Source organism: Yoonia sp. F2084L, from assembly GCF_023015625.1.
Taxonomy (GTDB): Bacteria; Pseudomonadota; Alphaproteobacteria; order Rhodobacterales; family Rhodobacteraceae; genus Yoonia.
On sequence record NZ_JALKAH010000002.1, the window covers coordinates 230898 to 249180 of the forward strand.

Annotated in this window: 15 protein-coding genes; 1 reads left to right on the forward strand and 14 read right to left on the reverse strand. The window is 58.1% G+C overall.

Annotation, left to right across the window (positions count from 1 at the left end; translation table 11 throughout):
* Nucleotides 1–148: 148 nt before the first annotated feature.
* From MWU60_RS06660 to MWU60_RS06720, 13 genes are all read right to left on the reverse strand, one after another.
* Nucleotides 149–1087, reverse strand: a complete 939-nt coding sequence (locus MWU60_RS06660) for a type IV pili methyl-accepting chemotaxis transducer N-terminal domain-containing protein (protein WP_247226427.1) — start codon at nucleotides 1085–1087, stop codon at nucleotides 149–151.
* Between the two features lie 277 nt (nucleotides 1088–1364).
* On the reverse strand, nucleotides 1365–2444 hold the full coding sequence (locus MWU60_RS06665) for a BMP family ABC transporter substrate-binding protein (protein ID WP_247226428.1): 1080 nt from the start codon (nucleotides 2442–2444) through the stop codon (nucleotides 1365–1367).
* Nucleotides 2445–2475: 31 nt separating this feature from the next.
* Nucleotides 2476–3390 carry an ABC transporter permease gene (locus MWU60_RS06670; RefSeq protein WP_247226429.1) on the reverse strand — a complete coding sequence of 305 codons (915 nt, stop codon included), beginning with the start codon at nucleotides 3388–3390 and terminating at the stop codon, nucleotides 2476–2478.
* A 13-nt stretch (nucleotides 3391–3403) separates the two neighbouring features.
* The gene (locus MWU60_RS06675; RefSeq protein ID WP_247226430.1) at nucleotides 3404–3754 is read right to left on the reverse strand and encodes a hypothetical protein; all 351 of its coding nucleotides are present in this window, start codon (nucleotides 3752–3754) and stop codon (nucleotides 3404–3406) included.
* Nucleotides 3751–4830, reverse strand: a complete 1080-nt coding sequence (locus tag MWU60_RS06680; protein WP_247226431.1) for an ABC transporter permease — start codon at nucleotides 4828–4830, stop codon at nucleotides 3751–3753. Before MWU60_RS06680 ends, MWU60_RS06675 begins: the two co-directional genes overlap by 4 nt.
* A 48-nt stretch (nucleotides 4831–4878) precedes the next feature.
* A complete protein-coding gene (locus MWU60_RS06685; protein ID WP_247226432.1) occupies nucleotides 4879–6402 on the reverse strand; it encodes an ABC transporter ATP-binding protein in 1524 nt (507 codons plus the stop codon).
* Nucleotides 6399–7136, reverse strand: a complete 738-nt coding sequence (gene xdhC, locus MWU60_RS06690) for a xanthine dehydrogenase accessory protein XdhC (protein ID WP_247226433.1) — start codon at nucleotides 7134–7136, stop codon at nucleotides 6399–6401. Before xdhC ends, MWU60_RS06685 begins: the two co-directional genes overlap by 4 nt.
* Nucleotides 7133–9520 carry a xanthine dehydrogenase molybdopterin binding subunit gene (gene xdhB / locus MWU60_RS06695; protein ID WP_247226434.1) on the reverse strand — a complete coding sequence of 796 codons (2388 nt, stop codon included), beginning with the start codon at nucleotides 9518–9520 and terminating at the stop codon, nucleotides 7133–7135. The genes xdhC and xdhB overlap by 4 nt, the downstream gene beginning before the upstream one ends.
* Entirely contained in the window at nucleotides 9517–10872 is a 1356-nt protein-coding gene (xdhA, locus tag MWU60_RS06700) for a xanthine dehydrogenase small subunit (RefSeq protein WP_247226864.1), read from the reverse strand. Before xdhA ends, xdhB begins: the two co-directional genes overlap by 4 nt.
* 177 nt (nucleotides 10873–11049) lie before the next feature.
* Nucleotides 11050–11214, reverse strand: a complete 165-nt coding sequence (locus MWU60_RS06705; RefSeq protein WP_247226435.1) for a hypothetical protein — start codon at nucleotides 11212–11214, stop codon at nucleotides 11050–11052.
* Entirely contained in the window at nucleotides 11211–11513 is a 303-nt protein-coding gene (locus MWU60_RS06710) for an SRPBCC domain-containing protein (protein ID WP_247226436.1), read from the reverse strand. The genes MWU60_RS06705 and MWU60_RS06710 overlap by 4 nt, the downstream gene beginning before the upstream one ends.
* 46 nt (nucleotides 11514–11559) lie before the next feature.
* Nucleotides 11560–12036 carry an SRPBCC domain-containing protein gene (locus MWU60_RS06715; protein WP_247226438.1) on the reverse strand — a complete coding sequence of 159 codons (477 nt, stop codon included), beginning with the start codon at nucleotides 12034–12036 and terminating at the stop codon, nucleotides 11560–11562.
* The gene (locus MWU60_RS06720) at nucleotides 12029–12358 is read right to left on the reverse strand and encodes a metalloregulator ArsR/SmtB family transcription factor (protein WP_247226439.1); all 330 of its coding nucleotides are present in this window, start codon (nucleotides 12356–12358) and stop codon (nucleotides 12029–12031) included. The genes MWU60_RS06715 and MWU60_RS06720 overlap by 8 nt, the downstream gene beginning before the upstream one ends.
* Nucleotides 12359–12464: 106 nt before the next feature.
* On the opposite strand from MWU60_RS06720, the gene dnaE reads away from it, so the two are divergent.
* Nucleotides 12465–15962 (forward strand): DNA polymerase III subunit alpha, encoded by a 3498-nt coding sequence (gene dnaE, locus MWU60_RS06725; protein ID WP_247226441.1) that lies wholly within the window; start codon nucleotides 12465–12467, stop codon nucleotides 15960–15962.
* A 27-nt stretch (nucleotides 15963–15989) separates the two neighbouring features.
* On the opposite strand, the gene MWU60_RS06730 is transcribed toward dnaE, so the two are convergent.
* Nucleotides 15990–18272: an adenosylcobalamin-dependent ribonucleoside-diphosphate reductase gene (locus tag MWU60_RS06730; RefSeq protein ID WP_247226448.1), complete on the reverse strand. Its 2283-nt coding sequence runs from the start codon at nucleotides 18270–18272 to the stop codon at nucleotides 15990–15992.
* Nucleotides 18273–18283 lie beyond the last annotated feature (11 nt).

Here is an 18283-nt window from a genome sequence, read left to right on the forward strand (position 1 = left end):
TAGCCATATTTTCGACGGATAATTGCCATTTTAACGACATAAAACTACAGCGGATGACATAGTTTTTGCACTTTCTCCTCCGTCCGATGATAAACGCTATCTCGCGCTGCAGTTGCGGCTTTTTGCGCGGGGGGACGCAGCAATCGGTTCAAAGATCAAGTTTTGACGCTTCAGAATATGATCCGACGACAGTGTTCATCTCGCCCGTCATCGCATTTGCACCATTGAACATGATCTCGAGCTGCTCTTCATCAAGCGTACCGCCTTCCAGGGCCATATCAACGATGGGTTGCAGTGTCGCCCAACGGGCGATCACGACATCAAGTTCATCAGCGATCTGTTGGGTGGGCGGTGCCTTGATGCCGACGCTCGCCTCGCCCATCCGCAAAATCGTTAAAGAGGTGTCGAACATGTCACGCGCGGCTTGCAGTTCAGCCCGCGCAGTATCTGTGTTCAGTCCATTCGCCAGCAGGCAAGCGTTCTTTGACATGCGCTGGGACAACATGCGCTGACGGCCTGCAATGTCGATGGCTATGGCATCGGCAAACAGCAATTCTGCCGGGTTTGAGTATTCCGTTGAAATGATGCCGACGACCAGTTTGGCCATTTCAAGCAGCGGGCCGCTTAGCTCCGCCATTTTCGCGACGTCGGCTGTTGTACCATCGCCCGCCGCCACCCGATCCGCCAGCGCCCCAACAGGTGTCCACAGATTGGTCAACCGTTCCAGGCCCGCCAATGTCCGGGCGCGTTCTTCAGGCCCAATGATCCCCAGATCAGGGTTGCCGACCTCCAATGCCTCCTTGATGACAACGAACTCAGCCGCTGCTGCGTTGAGCACGGCAAGGCTGTCTTCGCGGTCAATACCTGCGTCCGCATAACAGGCCGCCGCCACAACGCGCTGGCTAAGCATGCGCAGTTTTCCTGCAAAATCGACCCGCTGACTTGCGCCGATATCTTCTATGAAGTTGCCTGAAGTAGACGCGGCTTGCCCTGTGGCGGGATTGTTTGCAAATGCAGTGGTACTCAATACACTGGCTGCGAAGACAAGCGCCATTGATGGAAACGTCTTGGAATTGCGAATTTTCATGGGGGACTTTCTCGTCGCAGACAGGCCGTGCTTCATGCATTTGAACGGTTGTCCTGCGCTCACTTTCACTGGTTACTGCCTTCGGGCCCCACCCGCCGAGGACAAAGGTTACGATTACTTTAACGCGATTTTAGAGTGGTCACCGTACCGATCAAGATGCAAGCCACTAACCTGTACAAAAGAACAGGCTTCGACTGCCAATACGCGCCATTCGCCCGAATAAACAAAAAAGGCCCTGCAAAACGCAGGGCCTTCACGCTGACATCGATCAAATGTCTTATTGCGGAATATCGCCGGTGAGGCCTTCAACATAGAAGTTCATGCCAGCCAAAGTGCCATCGTCGGCCACTTCGCCATCTGCCAACCAGACAGAGCCATCCTGCTTGTTGATCGGACCGGTGAAGGCGTGGTATTCGCCGGTGCGCAGACGCTCGATCAAAGCTTCGGCAGAGGCCTTGATCTCGGCTGGAACCGCATCAGAGATTTCGCCGATAGCCACCATGCCCGGGCCGATCCCGTCCCATGTGTCTGTACTTTCCCATGTGCCATCAATGACCGCTTGTGTGCGCGCGATGTAGTAGGGCGCCCAGTCATCAATGATGGAGGACACGCGTGGGAATGGCCCAAATTCCGCCATGTCAGAGGCCTGACCGAATGTCACAACATTGCCCGCGGCCTGTGCTGCGGCTTGCGGTGCGGTCGAGTCTGTGTGCTGCAAGATAACGTCCGCGCCTTGTTCAATCAGAACGCTGGCAGCTTCGGCCTCTTTCGCCGGATCAAACCATGTGTAGGCCCAGATGATCTTGAACTCGACATCAGGGTTTACTTCCTGCGCGTGGATAAAGGCCGCGTTGATGCCCCGGATCACTTCCGGGATCGGGAAGGACGCGATATAGCCGATGATATTGCTTTCAGTCATTTGACCCGCGATGTGCCCTTGGACGGCGCGGCCTTCGTAGAAGCGGGCCGAATAGGTCGAGACGTTGTCGGCGCGTTTGTAACCTGTCGCGTGCTCGAACTTCACATCAGGGAACTTTTCAGCCACGGCGATGGTCTGGTCCATATAGCCAAAGGATGTGGTAAAGATCAGGTCAGCACCCTGCAACGCCATCTGTGTCATCACGCGCTCGGCGTCAGCACCCTCTGGGACGCTTTCGACAAAGACGGTCTCTACTGCATCCCCGAAATGCTCTTCCACGGCCAGACGACCTTTGTTGTGCTCATACGTCCAGCCGCCATCGCCGATTGGCCCGACGTAGACAAAGCCAACGGTTGTCGGCTCGTGACCGTCAGCAGTGGCCCCTGTTGCAAGGCCAAGCGCGAGCGTTGCTCCGGCCAGAAGTGTTTTCATTGTCATGTGTTTCCCCTTGGTGGTCTTAAGTGTCGCCTCAACGTGAGGCATGGAATGATTGGCCCAGTGACCCGGGCGCACGTCCGGCTCGCATAATAACAAGAACCGCGATGGTGGCCAGATAGGGTGCCATAGAAAGATACTCGACCCCAATGGCGGCCCCGGCTGCCTGTAGGTTCAACTGCAAAACAGTCACCCCGCCGAACAAATAGGCACCCAGCAAAAGCCGCCCCGGTCGCCAACTGGCAAAGACGACGATGGCCAGCGCGATCCAGCCCGCACCTGCCGTCATGCCTTCGGTCCATTGGGGTACGCGCACAAGGCTGAGGTACGCGCCGCCAAGCCCGGCGCAGGCCCCGCCGAACATGATGGCGAGCATCCGGACGCGCACCACATGATAGCCCAGCGCATGTGCCGCTTCGTGGTTTTCACCCACGGCGCGCAGGATCAACCCGGCGCGCGAATACTTCAGGAAAGCCCAGACGCCGCCGACGATTGCTAGGCCGACATAGACCATCGGGTCGTGCTGAAAGATGACGGGACCAATGACCGGAATGTCACCCAGCAACGGGATGTACCAGTCGGGAAACTCCGGCGCTTTGATCCCGATGTAGCCTTGGCCCATGAGTGCGGACAGCCCCAGACCAAAGAGCGTCAGCGCAAGACCTGTGGCCACTTGGTTCGACAGCAGAAACTGCGTCAGAAAGCCAAAGATCAGCGACAGGAGTGCACCGCCAATAGCGGCCCCCAGAAATCCCAGCCAGGGAGAGGTGGTCGCAACCGCGACCACAAACCCGCACACCGCCCCGGTAATCATCATGCCCTCAACACCAAGGTTCAGGACACCCGCGCGCTCCACCACCAATTCACCAATCGCGGCCAGCAGGATAGGCGTGGCCGCAACCATCAGAGAAGCGAGCAAAAGAACGGGATTGATAGAGGAGAGGTCCATCAGCGGCACCCCATTAAGATGAAAGCCATGAAAGCGCCTCTTTGGGCAGAATAAAGACAGCGGTGAAACCCAAGATCACCCCAAAGACCCAGCCAAAACGAACGAACCAATGCGGTTTGCCCGCTCTTGCTTTGTTCTTCGCGGCCATCACCCCGGTACCCCATCCAATGCGGTCAAAAAAGCGGCTCAAAGCAGTGTCAAACAGTAAGACGAGGCCAAAAAGACCAGCGATAAACGCAGAAGAACCCAGCGCAATCCACCAACCGGTCGACCCGGCCAATTCGACAGTATACCCAGCAGCGATACCCAAAAAGAACCCAATGGCAGGTCGTGCGATGCCATTGATGATATTGTCAAAGCTCATGCAATTTTCCTCGCCCAAGTTATCCGGTAGTTTGTCAGCACATCCACGGCCAACAAAAAGAATAGCAGCATGCCTTGCAATATCTGGATCGCTGCAATCGGCAGGCCAAGGTTGGATTGGGCGATCTCGCCCCCGATGTATGTCAACGCCATCAGTCCACCGGCCAGCAAGATACCAACCGGATGCAAACGGCCAAGGAAAGCCACGATAATCGCGGTAAACCCATAGCCCACATTAAAGTCGATACTGATTTGCCCGGCGGGGCCGGCGACCTCAAACAGCCCAGCAAGACCTGCCAGCGCACCAGAAATCGCCATACAGATCAAGACCAGCAGACCGGGGTTCACCCCGGCAAACCGCGCAGCCCTCGGACTTTGCCCCGACAGCCGGACGTTGAAACCAAAGATATGCCGAGACAGGGCTACATAAGCGACGATCACCGCAAGAAACGCGGTAAGCACCCCCCAATGCATGCCGCTGCCTGCAATGATCTCAAGGTTCGCCGCACTTTCATATTGCGACAGGTTCCGGCTGCCCGGAAAACCCATGCCATCAGGATTACGCAGGGCACCAAGAGCCATCGAAGCAAGGAGCTGTTCGGCAACGTAGACCAGCATCAAGGAAACCAGAATTTCATTCGTACCGAACCGGACCCGCAAAAGCCCCGGGATCATGGCCCAAAGGAGGCCGCCGCTGGCACCGGCAATGACCATCAAAGGAAAGATGATGAAGCTTTCCATAGGATAGAAAGCCAACCCCACCGCCGCACCACAGATTGCGCCAACAATGTATTGCCCCTCAGCGCCGATGTTCCAAATACCGGCACGGAACCCAAACGACAGACCAATGGCAATCAGCACCAAAGGCGCGCCTTTGATGAGCAGTTGCGGGCGATAGAACCATGCAAATTCCGAAAACAAAGGATCAAGAAAGATCGTGCGGATCGTCACGAGCGGGTCCTGACCAAGGGCCGCAAACAACAGCCCGCCAAAAAACATCGTCAAAACAACAGCAACAACCGGGGTCGCAAAAGTCCAGCCCCGCGATGGCTGCGGACGCTTCTCAAGCATGATCATGCGCCGCCGCCCATCTTTCCATGTCCCTTTAAACTTCTGCCGGAGGCTCTACGCATCAACATGGGCCACCTCCATGTCATGGGCACCACCCAGCATCAGGCCGATCTCTTCTACCGTCAGACCCTTCGCGGGACGCGGGTTAGACAACCGCCCTTCATTCAAAGCGGCAAACCGGTCTGAGATTTCCATCAACTCATCCAAATCCTGACTGATTACGATCACAGCCGCCCCTTTTGCGGCCAAATCCAGCAAAGCCTGCCGGATCGCCGCCGCCGCTGATGCGTCAACACCCCATGTGGGTTGGTTCACAACCAATACTTCCGGCGCTTGCATGATTTCGCGTCCAATCACAAACTTCTGCAAATTTCCACCAGACAGCGACCGTGCCGCGTTCTGCGGCCCCGGCGTGCGCACATCAAAGGCGGCAATCACGCCTTCGGCAAATGTGCGGGCCTTACCCCAGTGCAGGAACCCCTTGGTGGTCAGTTTTTCCCGCGTCATGGCCGTCAGAATTGCATTCTCGGTCAGGCTCATATCAGGGGCTGCAGCATGCCCCATCCGTTCCTCAGGTGCTGCCAACAGACCCATCTTGCGGCGCGCATTAGGGGGCAGATGGCCAATAGCGTCGCCCTTGTAGCTGATCATTGTCTTGCCGGTCCGCATCTCACCCGAAAGGGCCGCGACCAATTCGTCCTGCCCGTTGCCAGCGACACCGCCAATGCCCAGTACCTCGCCTTTGCGTACTTCCAGAGTGATATCCCGCAAAGGGGTCCCAAACCGGTGCGGTGCCTTCGCACTCAGACCATTCAGCGCCAGCACAGTTTCTCCGGCTGGCTTATCCGCCTTTTCCGGCACATGCAGTACCGTGCCCACCATCAGTTCCGCCATATCACGGGCTGAGGTTTGGCGCGGATCGCACTCCCCCACAACCTCGCCCAAGCGCAGGACCGTGGCATTGTCACAAAGCGCGCGGATCTCTTCGAGCTTATGCGAGATGTAAAGGATCGCCGTCCCTTCGGCACTGAGCTGGCGCAGGGTTTCAAACAGGATATCAACTTCTTGCGGGGTCAGAACCGACGTGGGTTCGTCCATGATCAACAGCTTGGGGTCCTGCAAAAGGCAGCGGATGATTTCCACGCGTTGCCGTTCCCCGGCCGACAGTTCCCCGACGATCCGATCAGGATCGAGCGGCAACCCATATTGATCAGACACCGTGCGGACCTTTGCCGCAATCTCGGCCTGAGGCGGCGGGTTTTCCATCCCAAGGGCGATGTTTTCCGCCACATTCATCGCATCAAAGAGCGAGAAATGCTGGAATACCATCGCAACACCTGCCGCCCGTGCGGCCCGTGGCTCAGGCGGCTGAAACGGTTGACCCTCCAGCGTCATGGTCCCGCTGTCTGGTTTCACCAAACCATAAATTGTTTTCACCAATGTGGACTTGCCCGCACCGTTTTCCCCCAAAAGCGCATGCACCTCACCGCGTTCGATATTGAATGACACGTCCTTATTGGCGACCACCCCAGGATAGGCCTTGGTCAGGCCGGACAGGCGCAAAAGCGGTTCAGTCATGCAGTGCGGTCCTTCGTGGCGCGTTTCCCCGCGCTGATCATGGCAGTTGCGACGCCAAGCGCAATCTCTGCGGGGTGTTTTCCAAGGCGCGGATCGCCGATAGGACACGCGATGCGCGAGATTTGCGCGTGGCTATGCCCCAATGCCGCGAGCCGGGACCGGAAACGCGCCCATTTCGTTGCTGATCCGATCAATCCAACACTGTGAAAATCGTGGTTCAGCACAGCATGACAGAGTGCGAGGTCGATTTCATGGCTGTACGTCAGAATCAGGTGATCCGCGTCATTGGGTGCATGTTTGACCACCAACGTGGGATCGACAGCGACCAGAGTTGTCACGCCCGTCTGCGGAAAGCGATCGGCCGCCGTATCAACCCAGGTGATGTCATAATCCGGCAGGGGGGCCATCACGCCGACCAAAGCACGGCCCACATGCCCGGCCCCATAAATCCAAAGCGGGCGGGCAGGGGGCATGGTCATCGCCTCCGCCTCTTCCCAAAGCAAGCTCACTGATCCGCCGCAACATTGCCCCAGCGCTGGGCCAAGCGGCATCGTCGCCCGGTGTAGCCTGCGCCCATCGCGCAACATGCGCCGGGCCTCCGCCATCGCTTCCCATTCCAGTGTCCCACCGCCGATGGTGCCTTCGATGTGGTCTGCCCAGACGAGCATCTGAGTGCCCGCCTCACGCGGCACGGACCCTGCGGTCTTGGTCACGGTAATGCGGATGGCCGTCATGCGCGCGCCCGTTTCACAGCGCGCAGCACCTCTTCGGCGGTAGCGGGCGCTTGCAGATCAGGGTAGGCGGGGCCGCAGGCGGCGACGGCGTCTGAGAGTGCCAGAAACGCGGAGGTGCCCAGCATGAAGGGCGGCTCGCCCACCGCTTTGGACCGATAGATCGTCTGTGCCGGGTTGGGTTGATCCCAGAGGGTGACGTTGAAGATATCAGGACGATCCGAGCAGGCAGGGATCTTATAGGTCGCAGGCGCATGGGTGCGCAGGCGGCCCTTATCATCCCAGACCAGTTCTTCGGTAGTGAGCCAACCAGCCCCTTGCACATATCCGCCCTCAACCTGCCCGATGTCCAAGGACGGGTTCAGCGACGCCCCGGCATCATGCAGAATATCGGTGCGTAGGATGCGATTTTCACCGGTGAGCGTGTCGATGACCACCTCGGTCACGGCAGCCCCTTGGGCGAAGTAAAAGAACGGTGTGCCTTCGCCTTTGATACGATCCCACGCCAGATCGGGCGTTTTGTAAAACCCGGTAGCCGACAGGCTTACACGGTTGAGGTAGGCGGTCTGGACGGCCTCGGCAAAGGTCATCTGGGCATCACCGACAAAGACCTGCCCGTCTTCAAAACGGACATTTTCGGTGCGGGTCTGATGCAGTTCAGCCAAGCATTCCGCAATTCGTTCACGGATGATGTCGCAGGCATTGGCAACGGCCATGCCGTTTAAATCAGTACCAGAGGATGCGGCTGTCGCCGATGTATTGGGCACCTTGCCTGTATCAGTCGCAGTGATCTTGACCGCGCCCACTTCAATCCCGAACCGATGTGCCGCCACTTGGGCGACCTTCTGAAACAGACCTTGCCCCATCTCGGTCCCGCCGTGGTTCATATGGACAGAACCATCCTGATAGACATGCACCAAAGCACCGGCCTGATTGAGGTGGGTCAACGTAAAGGAAATGCCAAACTTCACAGGGCTGAAGGCGATACCCTTTTTCAGCACAGACTGCCCAGCGTTCCAGTCAGCAATCGCAATGCGGCGGGCATGATAGTCTGATGAGGCCAGCAACGCCTCTGTCATCTCATGCAGAATGAAATCCTTGACCTGCATGTGATAGGGCGTGGTCTGGACATCTGCTTTCGGCGAATACTGCCGTGTGTAGCGCGTGCCGCGCCCTACTTTCTCATGTTCCGAAATACCTTCGGGGGGGCGCGCAGCGCGGGGGGCAGACAGCCCCCCTCCCTCCATCGCGTCATAATAATTGCGCTGACGGATCAGCACCGGATCAAGCCCGAGTTCAGCGGCGATATGGTCCATTACCCGTTCAATCCCAAGCACCCCTTGCGGGCCGCCAAAACCGCGAAAGGCAGTGGCGGATTGCGTGTTGGTTTTGAACCGGTGCGAGGTGATCCGTGCGGTTGGTAGATGGTAGGCGTTGTCTGCATGCAGCATGGCCCGGTCCGCGACGGGCAGCGACAGGTCCAACGCCCAGCCGCAGCGCGTCATTTGCGTGAAATCGACACCTGTCAGGCACCCTTCGCCATCAAAGCCCGCGTCATAGCTGATCCGGAAATCATGCCGCTTGCCGGTGATCATCATGTCGTCATCGCGGTCATAACGCATTTTGCAAGGCCGACCGGTCGCGCGCGCGGCAACGGCACAACTGACAGCCAGTGCATTGCCTTGGCTTTCCTTGCCGCCAAAACCACCGCCCATGCGCCGTACTTCACAGCGGACGGCATGCATCGGTGCGCCCAGCGCTTCGGCGACCTTGTGCTGGATTTCGGTCGGATGCTGGGTTGAGCTATGGACCACCATATCCCCACCTTCCTGCGGCAAGGCAAGGGCGGCTTGGCCTTCCAGATAGAAGTGTTCCTGCCCGCCCATTTCAATGGTGCCTTGTACGCGATGCGTGGCCTCTGACAGTGCCTGATCCACGTCGCCTTTGGTCCAGATGCGCGGTCCGTCCTCAAACCGGCTATCGGCGGCGATGGCATCGTCGATGGTCAGGATGGGGGTGTCTTCGGCGTAGTCCACCGATGCCAAACGCGCGGCCTTGCGCGCGGCGAGGTGGGTTTTGGCGACCACAAGGAAAAGCGGCTGCCCAAGGTAGTGCACAGTGCCGGTTGCCAGCAGCGGCTCATCATGGATCGAGGGTGAGACATCGTTGGCAAAGGGCAGATCATCCGCTGTCAGCACCGCGACGACACCGGGCGCGCTTTTCACCTTTGCGAGGTTTATCGCGTTGATGGTGCCGCAGGCAATCTCGGCGGTGCCGAATGCCAGATGCAGGGTCCCTGTCGGCGTTGGAATATCGTCGATATACCGCGCAGCGCCTGTGACATGCAGGGCTGCGGCGTCATGGGGCAGGGCTTTGGCGACGCTCATGGTGTCACCTCCAACACGGATGTGGCCTGCCCGGTCATTTCGGCGAAGTAGCGGTGCAGCAGGTTCTGCGCGACCTCAAGCCGGTAGGCGGCACTGGCGCGCATGTCAGACATGGGGGTGTAGTCTTTGCTGAATTGCGCGGCGGTCTTGGCGATTGTTTCAGCCGTCCACGGCTGCCCGACTAATGCAGCTTCGACCTGATGCGCCCGGTGCGGGGTGCCGGCCATGCCACCAAAGGCGATGTGGGCTTCGGCCACGCTGCCGTCCGTGACTGTGATATTAAAACAGCCGCAAACGGCCGAGATGTCTTGATCAAACCGTTTTGAGATTTTGTAGCAACGCAGGTTTGGTGCGGACCTTGGGATCGTCACACCTGTCACCAGTTCGCCGGATGCGCGATCTTGCTTGCCGTAGGCGACAAAGAAATCCTCAACGGGCATGTCCCGCGTTTGCGTTCCATGACGCAGATGCAATGTCGCCCCGATCGCGATCAGCGCAGGCGGGTTATCCCCGATGGGCGATCCGTTCGCGATATTCCCGCCGATCGTGGCTGCGTTGCGGACCTGTTCAGATCCATAGCGCCGGATCATTTCGGCGTAGGAAGGGTGATCGTCACCTATGGCCGCCAAAACCTCGGTCATTGTCACGGCCGCGCCAAAGTGAATGGTATCGTCGGTCTGCGTGATCGCACGCAGTTCCTTGCAGCGGTTCAGAAACGCGACCTGCGGCAGGTCGCGCAGTTGTTTCGTCACCCAAAGCCCGACATCCGTTGCCCCGGCGATCAGCGTCGCATCAGGGTTGGCTGCATACCATTGCGCCAGTTCCTCCAGCGTTTCAGGTGCGTAGGACTGCGCATTCGCCTCAGGCACCTTATCATTCATCCATGTAGGCACCGGCGCATCTGCCGCTGCCTCCGCTGCGCGCACAATCGGCGCGTAGCCGGTGCAGCGGCACAGGTTTCCCGCCAGCACATCGTCGTGGTCACTGCGTCCTTGTAAATGCCCCGTCGCCATCGACGCAATAAATCCCGGCGTGCAAAATCCGCATTGCGATCCGTGATGGTCGATCATCGCTTGCTGCACGGGGTGCAGCGCACCATCGGGACCGCTGATCCCCTCAACCGTGCGCACAGCTTTGCCATGCAGCTGCGGCAGGAACAGAATGCAGGCATTGAGAGCTTTGGCCCCACCTTCATCTGTCACCATCACGGTGCAGGCTCCGCAATCGCCTTCGTTACAGCCTTCCTTGGTCCCGCACAGCGCACGATCCTCGCGCAGCCAATCGAGCAGGGTGCGCGTTGGCTCCGCCTCTACCTGCACGGTTTCCCCGTTGAGAAGAAACGTGACGTCCATGATATAAACCCGCCGCCTTACCAAATCCGTGCGAGGATGCTCAGGTGTCGATGCGACGTAGACACCTGCCTCTTTGCCGAAGCCCATGAAAACCGGGCTGAGGCAGTTTGGCAAGGGGTATCATGATGGCGCGCGCCTGCGCCGAGGGCAAATGCTGTTTCTTTAGGCGCAGCTTACTTAGGCGTCAGCAGATACTTTGGCTGCGTAGCGTTCAAGATTATCAAGTCCGCCGCCCCACCCTTGGCGGAACTCTTGCAGTGTTTCAGGACCGCTAAAGGATGAGGCTGCAACGGTGATGCCCAGCTTTGTCCCTTTGTCCGACGGATCAAGGCTGTAGGTCACCAAACTGGTGCAGGCAGCGGCTCCGCCAAAACCAGTGTCTCGGTAAAGACGGCGCGGGATGGTTCTGTCAGATCGTACCACCGGGTATCGACGATGAATTCAGGCGCATCGGCAGGCCCGCAACGATGGCGGTCCTGACCGCCGACGCGGACATCCGCCTTATCGACGACCAGAACCGTATCGGCATCAGGCCCGCCCCATTTTTCACGGTGCTTAGGATCAGTAAGCAGAACCCAGAGTTTCTCTGGCGGTAGATTGAATGTGCGGTGCAGGTCGAATGTGTCGGTATCAAGTGGCATGGTGAAATTCCTTTCTGTTGGGTTTTCACAAAGTGGTGCAGTGCGGTCAGGAGAGTGTCTCTGCTAAAGCGGCCATCTGGTCGGCAGCGGTGCCCCATCCTTCAAAGAACCCCATGTCCCGGTGGGCATCGGCCCCCGCCTTATTGAGGTGTCTGACCGTTACGGTATAGGTGCAGCCCGTGTCGTGCGCCTTAATGGTGATGTCTGCGGTAAACGGGAACTGGCCTTCGCCTGAAGTGTCCTGCGGCTGAAACGCGCCTTTCATCATATTGGTGAATGCGAAGCGTTTGCCAGGGTCCGCGGCCAGAACGCAGCCTTCCCCCATCATTGGCTTTGGCATGTCGGGGACAACCATTGTGGTGTTGAAGCAGCCTCCCGAATGCGGCTCAATCACCGCTTCTGTCGTTACAACCGGCTTGGGTGCGAACCACTGCTTCAACAGCTCAGGTTCGGTCCAGCAGCGCCAGATGCTGTGCGCAGATGCATTGATCTCACGGGTGAATTGCAGTGTTGTTTCAATCATCAAAATTCTCAATGCTTTTGGCCAGCGCATCCAGTCGCTCCAACCGACTTTCCCAGATCTCACGCTGCCAGGCGAGCCAGCCTTGCGCTTCGATCAGGGGTGCCGCCTCGATGTGACAGGTGCGCACGCGCCCTTTCTTGATGGATCGCACAATGCCGGTGTCCTCCAGCACACGCAGGTGCCGCATAAACGTGGGCAGCGCCATTTGGTGTGGTGCGTGCAGTTCGCTGACGCTGGCAGGGCCAGAGGCCAGCTGTTCAATCACTGCGCGCCGGGTGGGGTCGGCCATTGCGCCGAAAAAGGAATCAAGTTGGTTAGTCATAATGCTAAGTATTGATGTGTCTCGACCGTGTTGTCAATATAGTTAGCTGCATTGCTAACTAAATACATGCGCTTGCAGCCAGACCTGCTTTCGCTACCTTGCCGGTATGACCACTGATCCCCGATTCATCCACCTCCGCGTTCATACCGAATACTCTCTGCTTGAAGGGGCGATCCCGGTCAAAAAGCTGCCCGGTCTGGTGTCTGGTATGGGAATGCCAGCTGTCGCGGTGACCGATAGCAACAACATGTTTTGCGCGCTGGAGTTTTCCGAAGGTGCTGCCAAGGCAGGCGTGCAGCCCATCATCGGCTGTCAGGTCGATGTGACCTATCAGCCGCCCGAGCCCGGCAAACGCCCCGAGGCCCCGGCACCCATCGTCCTGCTGGCCCAGTCTGAGGCGGGCTATATGAACCTGATGAAACTGAATTCCTGCGCCTATCTGGACGCCGATGGGCAGTTGCCGCAGGTATCGGTAGAGGAGCTTGCGCAGTATCACGAGGGGCTGATCTGCCTGTCGGGCGGGCCGGATGGGCCAATTGGCCGTCTGTTGCGCCAAGGCCAGCGCCCCAAGGCCGAGGCTTTCGTGGATCGGTTGGCAGCGATTTATCCTGACCGGCTCTATGTGGAACTTCAGCGTCATCCGGGTGACGGATTGCCTGAGGCAGAGCGTCTGTCAGAACGTGGCCATATCGAGATGGCCTACGCCAAGAGTTTGCCGCTGGTGGCGACCAATGATGTCTACTTTCCGAAGTCTGAGCTCTATGAAGCGCATGACGCGCTGATCTGCATCGCCGAGGGCGCTTACGTCGATCAACAGGAGCCGCGCCGCCGGTTGACCCCGCAGCATTACATGAAGTCACCGCAGGAAATGGCGACCCTGTTTGCCGATCTGCCAGAGGCGATTGAGAACACGGTTGAGATCGCCAAACGCTGTGCGTTCAAAGCCTATAAGCGCGACCCTATTTTGCCGAAATTTGCCGATGATGAGGTTGCCGAATTGCGCCGTCAGGCCGAAGCGGGCTTGAAAGCGCGGCTGGCCGTTATCCCGCATGCAGCAGAGGTTGAAGAATACGAGAAGCGGCTGGAGTTTGAGTTGGGCATTATCGAAGGCATGGGTTTCCCCGGCTACTTCCTGATCGTTGCCGACTTTATCAAATGGGCCAAGGATGAGGGTATTCCGGTGGGGCCGGGGCGGGGGTCCGGTGCTGGGTCTTTGGTCGCTTACGCCCTGCTGATCACCGATCTGGACCCGCTGCGCTATTCGCTGCTGTTCGAACGCTTCCTGAATCCCGAACGTGTGTCGATGCCTGACTTCGACATCGACTTTTGCATGGACCGCCGGGAAGAGGTCATCCGCTATGTGCAGGATAAATACGGGCGCGATAAGGTCGGGCAGATCATCACCTTTGGTGCGCTCTTGTCCAAGGCCGCAGTGCGCGATGTGGGTCGGGTTTTGCAGATGCCCTACGGACAAGTGGACCGCCTGTCCAAGATGATCCCGGTCGAAGGGGTGAAACCCGTCTCGATTGAAAAGGCATTGGCGGATGAACCGCGCTTGCGCGAAGAAGCCAAAAACGAAGAGGTCGTGGACCGCCTGCTGACCTACGCCCAGCAGCTTGAAGGCCTGTTGCGCAACGCATCGACCCATGCCGCGGGTGTTGTGATTGGCGACCGTCCGCTGGACGAGCTGGTGCCACTTTATCAGGATCCCCGCTCTGATATGCCTGCCACCCAGTTCAACATGAAATGGGTGGAACAGGCCGGGTTGGTCAAGTTCGACTTTCTGGGTTTGAAAACGCTGACCGTCATCCAGAACGCTGTTGAGCTGATCCGCAAGGCAGGTCGCCCGCTGAATATCGCGGCGGATGGGACCAAGCTTTATGATGTGTTGGCGGGGTTCGAGTACGACATCGGGGCGATCCCGCTGGATGACGAAAAATCCTATGCGCTTTATTCCAGCGCCAAGACAACAGCCGTGTTTCAGGTGGAATCCAGCGGGATGATGGATGCGCTCAAGCGCATGAAGCCGACCTGTATCGAAGACATCGTGGCCTTGGTGGCGCTTTATCGTCCCGGCCCGATGGAGAACATTCCGACCTATTGCGAGGTGAAGAACGGGCAGAAAGATTTGGAATCGATCCACCCGTCGATTGATCACATCCTCAAGGAAACCCAAGGCATCATCGTCTACCAAGAACAGGTGATGGAGATCGCGCAGGTCATGGCGGGCTACTCGCTTGGTGGCGCTGACCTTTTGCGTCGGGCGATGGGTAAGAAAATCGCCGAGGAAATGGCCAAAGAACGCCCCAAATTCGAGGCAGGGGCGAAGGCCAACGGGGTGGAGCCCAAAAAGGCCCGCGAGGTTTTCGATCTACTGGAGAAATTCGCCAACTACGGTTTCAACAAGTCGCACGCGGCGGCCTATGCGGTGGTCAGCTATCAAACGGCGTGGCTGAAAGCGAACCACGCGGTCGAATTCATGGCCGGTGTGATGAACTGTGATATCCATCTGACCGATAAGCTGGGTGTCTACTTCCAGGAAGTGAAAAAGGGGCTGGGCATTGAATATACGCCGCCTTGCGTGAACCGGTCGATGGCGACGTTTGATGTGAAAGATCAAAAGCTGGTCTATGCGCTGGGCGCGCTCAAAAACGTTGGCGTCGAGGCGATGAAGCTGATTGTCGAAGGGCGGGGCGACAAAGAGTTCGTGAACCTCTTTGATTTCGCCCGCCGGGTGGACCTCAAACGGATCGGCAAGCGTCCTTTGGAGATGCTTGCGCGCGCGGGCGCATTTGATGTGCTGGACCCGAACCGGCGCCGGGCGATGATGAGTTTGGATGCTTTGACGGCGTATTCGGCAGCAATCCATGATCAGAAATCATCCAATCAGGTTTCGCTCTTTGGGGATGCCGGTGACGACCTGCAAGAGCCGCGTTTGATGGGTGGCGAAGATTGGTTGCCAGCAGAACGCTTGGCTGAAGAGTTCAAAGCCATTGGGTTCTATTTGTCGGGCCATCCGCTTGATGACTACATGGGGCCGCTTAAGCGCAAGCAGGTGCTGACGCTGGACGACGTGATCGTGCGGGCTGGCAAGGGGGCCGCGATTGTGAAAATGGCTGGCACCGTGTCGGGGCGTCAGGAACGGAAATCTGCGCGCGGCAATCGCTTTGCCTTTGTGCAACTGTCCGATCCGACCGGGCAATATGAGGTGACGATGTTTTCGGACACCTTGGAAGCGTCGCGCGAGTTTCTGGAAACCGGCAGTCAGATCGTTCTGCAATGCGAAGCGACGATGGAAGCGGATCAGTTGAAACTTTTGGGCCGTTCGGTGTCGCCGGTGGACGCGGTTGTTGCCGATGCCGGTGGTGCTGGTCTGCGCGTGTTTATTGACGGGCCAGAGGTGATTGGGTCGGTGGCAAGTGTTCTGGCAAATGCAGCAAGCGGCGCGGTCCGCGCAGGTCGGGGCCCCGTCTACTTTTGTCTGATGAACGATGATCTGCCCGGCGAGGTTGAGTTGGACCTTGGCGAGGAATTCCCGGTCAATCCACAGATCAAAGGCGCGTTGCGGTCTTTGGGCGGTGTGATCGAAGTGGAAGACGCGTAAACGCCTAACAATACAACCAGCCGCACCTCAGCCACATTTGGAATATCCACAGGATCCGCAGGTCATGCAGCCTTCGACCATCCGCAACTCATAGGATCCACAAGACGAGCAGGCCTTGCCGCGTGGTGCGCCGTTGATGGCGACTACGTCCGCTTGCGGATCGGCCTTCAGGCCCATCCCCTCACCAGCAAGGAAACCGGTTGAGATCATGTGTTTTTCGATCACGCCACCAATGGCTGCGAGAATAGACGGCACATATTTACCCTGCATCCATGCTCCACCGCGTGGGTCGAAAACAGCTTTTAACTCTTCGACCACAAATGACACATCGCCACCGCGCCGGAACACAGCAGAGATCATGCGCGTCAGCGCGACGGTCCAGGCGAAATGCTCCATGTTCTTGGAGTTGATGAACACTTCAAATGGCCTGCGATGCCCGGCAATAATCAGATCATTCACGGTGATATAGATCGCATGTTCGCTATCCGGCCACTTAAGCTTGTAGGTCGCACCCTCCAATTCCTGCGGGCGGTCCAGAGGTTCGGACATATAGACGACTTCGGCGCCCTCATCCCCGGTCCGGATTTGGGCAGGCACCTCTGCTGGCGCCGCCTCATCGGAAACTGACAGCACAGAGCCTGTCACATCATTTGGACGGTAGGTCGTGCAGCCTTTACAGCCTTGATCCCAGGCGGCCATGTAGACCTCTTTGAACGCATCAAAGCTGATATCCTCTGGGCAGTTGATCGTCTTGGAAATCGAACTGTCGATCCATTTCTGCGCCGCCGCCTGCATGCGGACGTGATCGAGCGGGGCGAGCGTCTGGGCGTTGACGAAATAATCGGGCAACGGCACGTCACCTTTCAGATCACGCCAAAGCTGCACCGCATAGTCGACCACCTCTTCTTCGGTGCGCGATCCGTCTTTTTGCAGCACCTTGCGGGTATAGGCATAGGCAAACACAGGCTCGATCCCGGATGATACATTACCCGCATAAAGGCTTATGGTGCCGGTCGGAGCGATAGAGGTCAAAAGCGCATTGCGGATACCGTGTTGTGCGATTGCATCGCGCACATCCGCGTCCATCTCTTGCATCGCGCCGCTGGCCAGAAACTTGTCGGCGTCAAACAGCGGGAATGCCCCTTTTTCTTTCGCCAGATTAACCGAGGCCAGATAGGCAGCCCGCGCAATCTGGTGCATCCACTTGTCGGTCTGCGCGGCAGCGTCTTCTGACCCATAGCGAAGACCAACCATCAGCAAAGCATCGGCCAGTCCGGTGACACCCAAACCTATCCGGCGCTTGGCTTTTGCCTCGGCCTGTTGTGCCTCAAGCGGAAAGCGCGAGGCATCCACAACGTTATCCATCATGCGCACCGCTGTGGCGACCAGATCGGTCAGCGCGACCTCATCCAGGGTGGCTGCATCCTCGAACGGATCGTTGACCAGACGGGCCATGTTGATCGACCCCAGCAAACACGCGCCATAAGGCGGCAAAGGTTGTTCACCACAGGGGTTCGTGGCCGCAATCGTCTCGCAGTAGTTCAGGTTGTTCATCTGATTGATGCGGTCGATGAAAATCACACCGGGTTCGGCGTAGTCATAGGTCGACTGCATGATCGCATCCCACAGATCGCGGGCCCTGACAGTACGGTGCACTTCACCATTGAATACTAAGTCCCAAGACCCATCCGCCTTGACTGCCTCCATAAAGGGATCAGTGATCAGCACGGACATATTGAACATGCGCAACCGGGCCGGGTCAGACTTTGCGGTGATGAAATCTTCTACATCCGGATGATCGCAGCGCATCGTCGCCATCATCGCCCCACGGCGTGATCCGGCAGACATGATCGTGCGGCACATCGCGTCCCAGACATCCATGAATGACAGCGGGCCCGAGGCATCCGCCGCCACGCCTTTCACACCCGCACCCTTGGGCCGAATGGTCGAAAAGTCATAGCCGATGCCGCCACCCTGCTGCATGGTCAGCGCGGCCTCTTTGAGCATATCAAAGATACCGCCCATGCTGTCAGGCACAGTGCCCATGACAAAACAGTTGAAAAGTGTCACCGACCGCGCCGTACCAGCCCCGGCCGTAATGCGCCCCGCAGGCAGGTATTTGAAATCGGCCAGCGCGTCGTAGAACTTGCCTTCCCAGGCTTTCGGATCGTCCTCTACTGCGGCCAAAGCGCCCGCGATCCGTTGCCAAGTATCTTCAACAGTTTCGTCAATCGGTGTACCGTCCGCCTCTTTGAACCGGTACTTCATGTCCCAGATTTGTTCGGCAATTGGGGCGGAAAACGCGGTCATGGCGGGGAATC

Bases quoted from the DNA above. Each gene is read 5' to 3' on its own strand.
- MWU60_RS06720 (WP_247226439.1), bottom strand. From the start codon at position 12,358: ATGACTAACCAACTTGATTCCTTTTTCGGCGCAATGGCCGACCCCACC.
- xdhA (WP_247226864.1), bottom strand. From the start codon at position 10,872: ATGGACGTCACGTTTCTTCTCAACGGGGAAACCGTGCAGGTAGAGGCG.
- MWU60_RS06665 (WP_247226428.1), bottom strand. From the start codon at position 2,444: ATGACAATGAAAACACTTCTGGCCGGAGCAACGCTCGCGCTTGGCCTT.
- dnaE (WP_247226441.1), top strand. From the start codon at position 12,465: ATGACCACTGATCCCCGATTCATCCACCTCCGCGTTCATACCGAATAC.
- MWU60_RS06660 (WP_247226427.1), bottom strand. From the start codon at position 1,087: ATGAAAATTCGCAATTCCAAGACGTTTCCATCAATGGCGCTTGTCTTC.
- MWU60_RS06675 (WP_247226430.1), bottom strand. From the start codon at position 3,754: ATGAGCTTTGACAATATCATCAATGGCATCGCACGACCTGCCATTGGG.
- xdhB (WP_247226434.1), bottom strand. From the start codon at position 9,520: ATGAGCGTCGCCAAAGCCCTGCCCCATGACGCCGCAGCCCTGCATGTC.
- MWU60_RS06715 (WP_247226438.1), bottom strand. From the start codon at position 12,036: ATGATTGAAACAACACTGCAATTCACCCGTGAGATCAATGCATCTGCG.
- MWU60_RS06680 (WP_247226431.1), bottom strand. From the start codon at position 4,830: ATGATCATGCTTGAGAAGCGTCCGCAGCCATCGCGGGGCTGGACTTTT.
- MWU60_RS06670 (WP_247226429.1), bottom strand. From the start codon at position 3,390: ATGGACCTCTCCTCTATCAATCCCGTTCTTTTGCTCGCTTCTCTGATG.
- MWU60_RS06730 (WP_247226448.1), bottom strand. From the start codon at position 18,272: ATGACCGCGTTTTCCGCCCCAATTGCCGAACAAATCTGGGACATGAAG.
- MWU60_RS06710 (WP_247226436.1), bottom strand. From the start codon at position 11,513: ATGCCACTTGATACCGACACATTCGACCTGCACCGCACATTCAATCTA.
- MWU60_RS06685 (WP_247226432.1), bottom strand. From the start codon at position 6,402: ATGACTGAACCGCTTTTGCGCCTGTCCGGCCTGACCAAGGCCTATCCT.
- xdhC (WP_247226433.1), bottom strand. From the start codon at position 7,136: ATGACGGCCATCCGCATTACCGTGACCAAGACCGCAGGGTCCGTGCCG.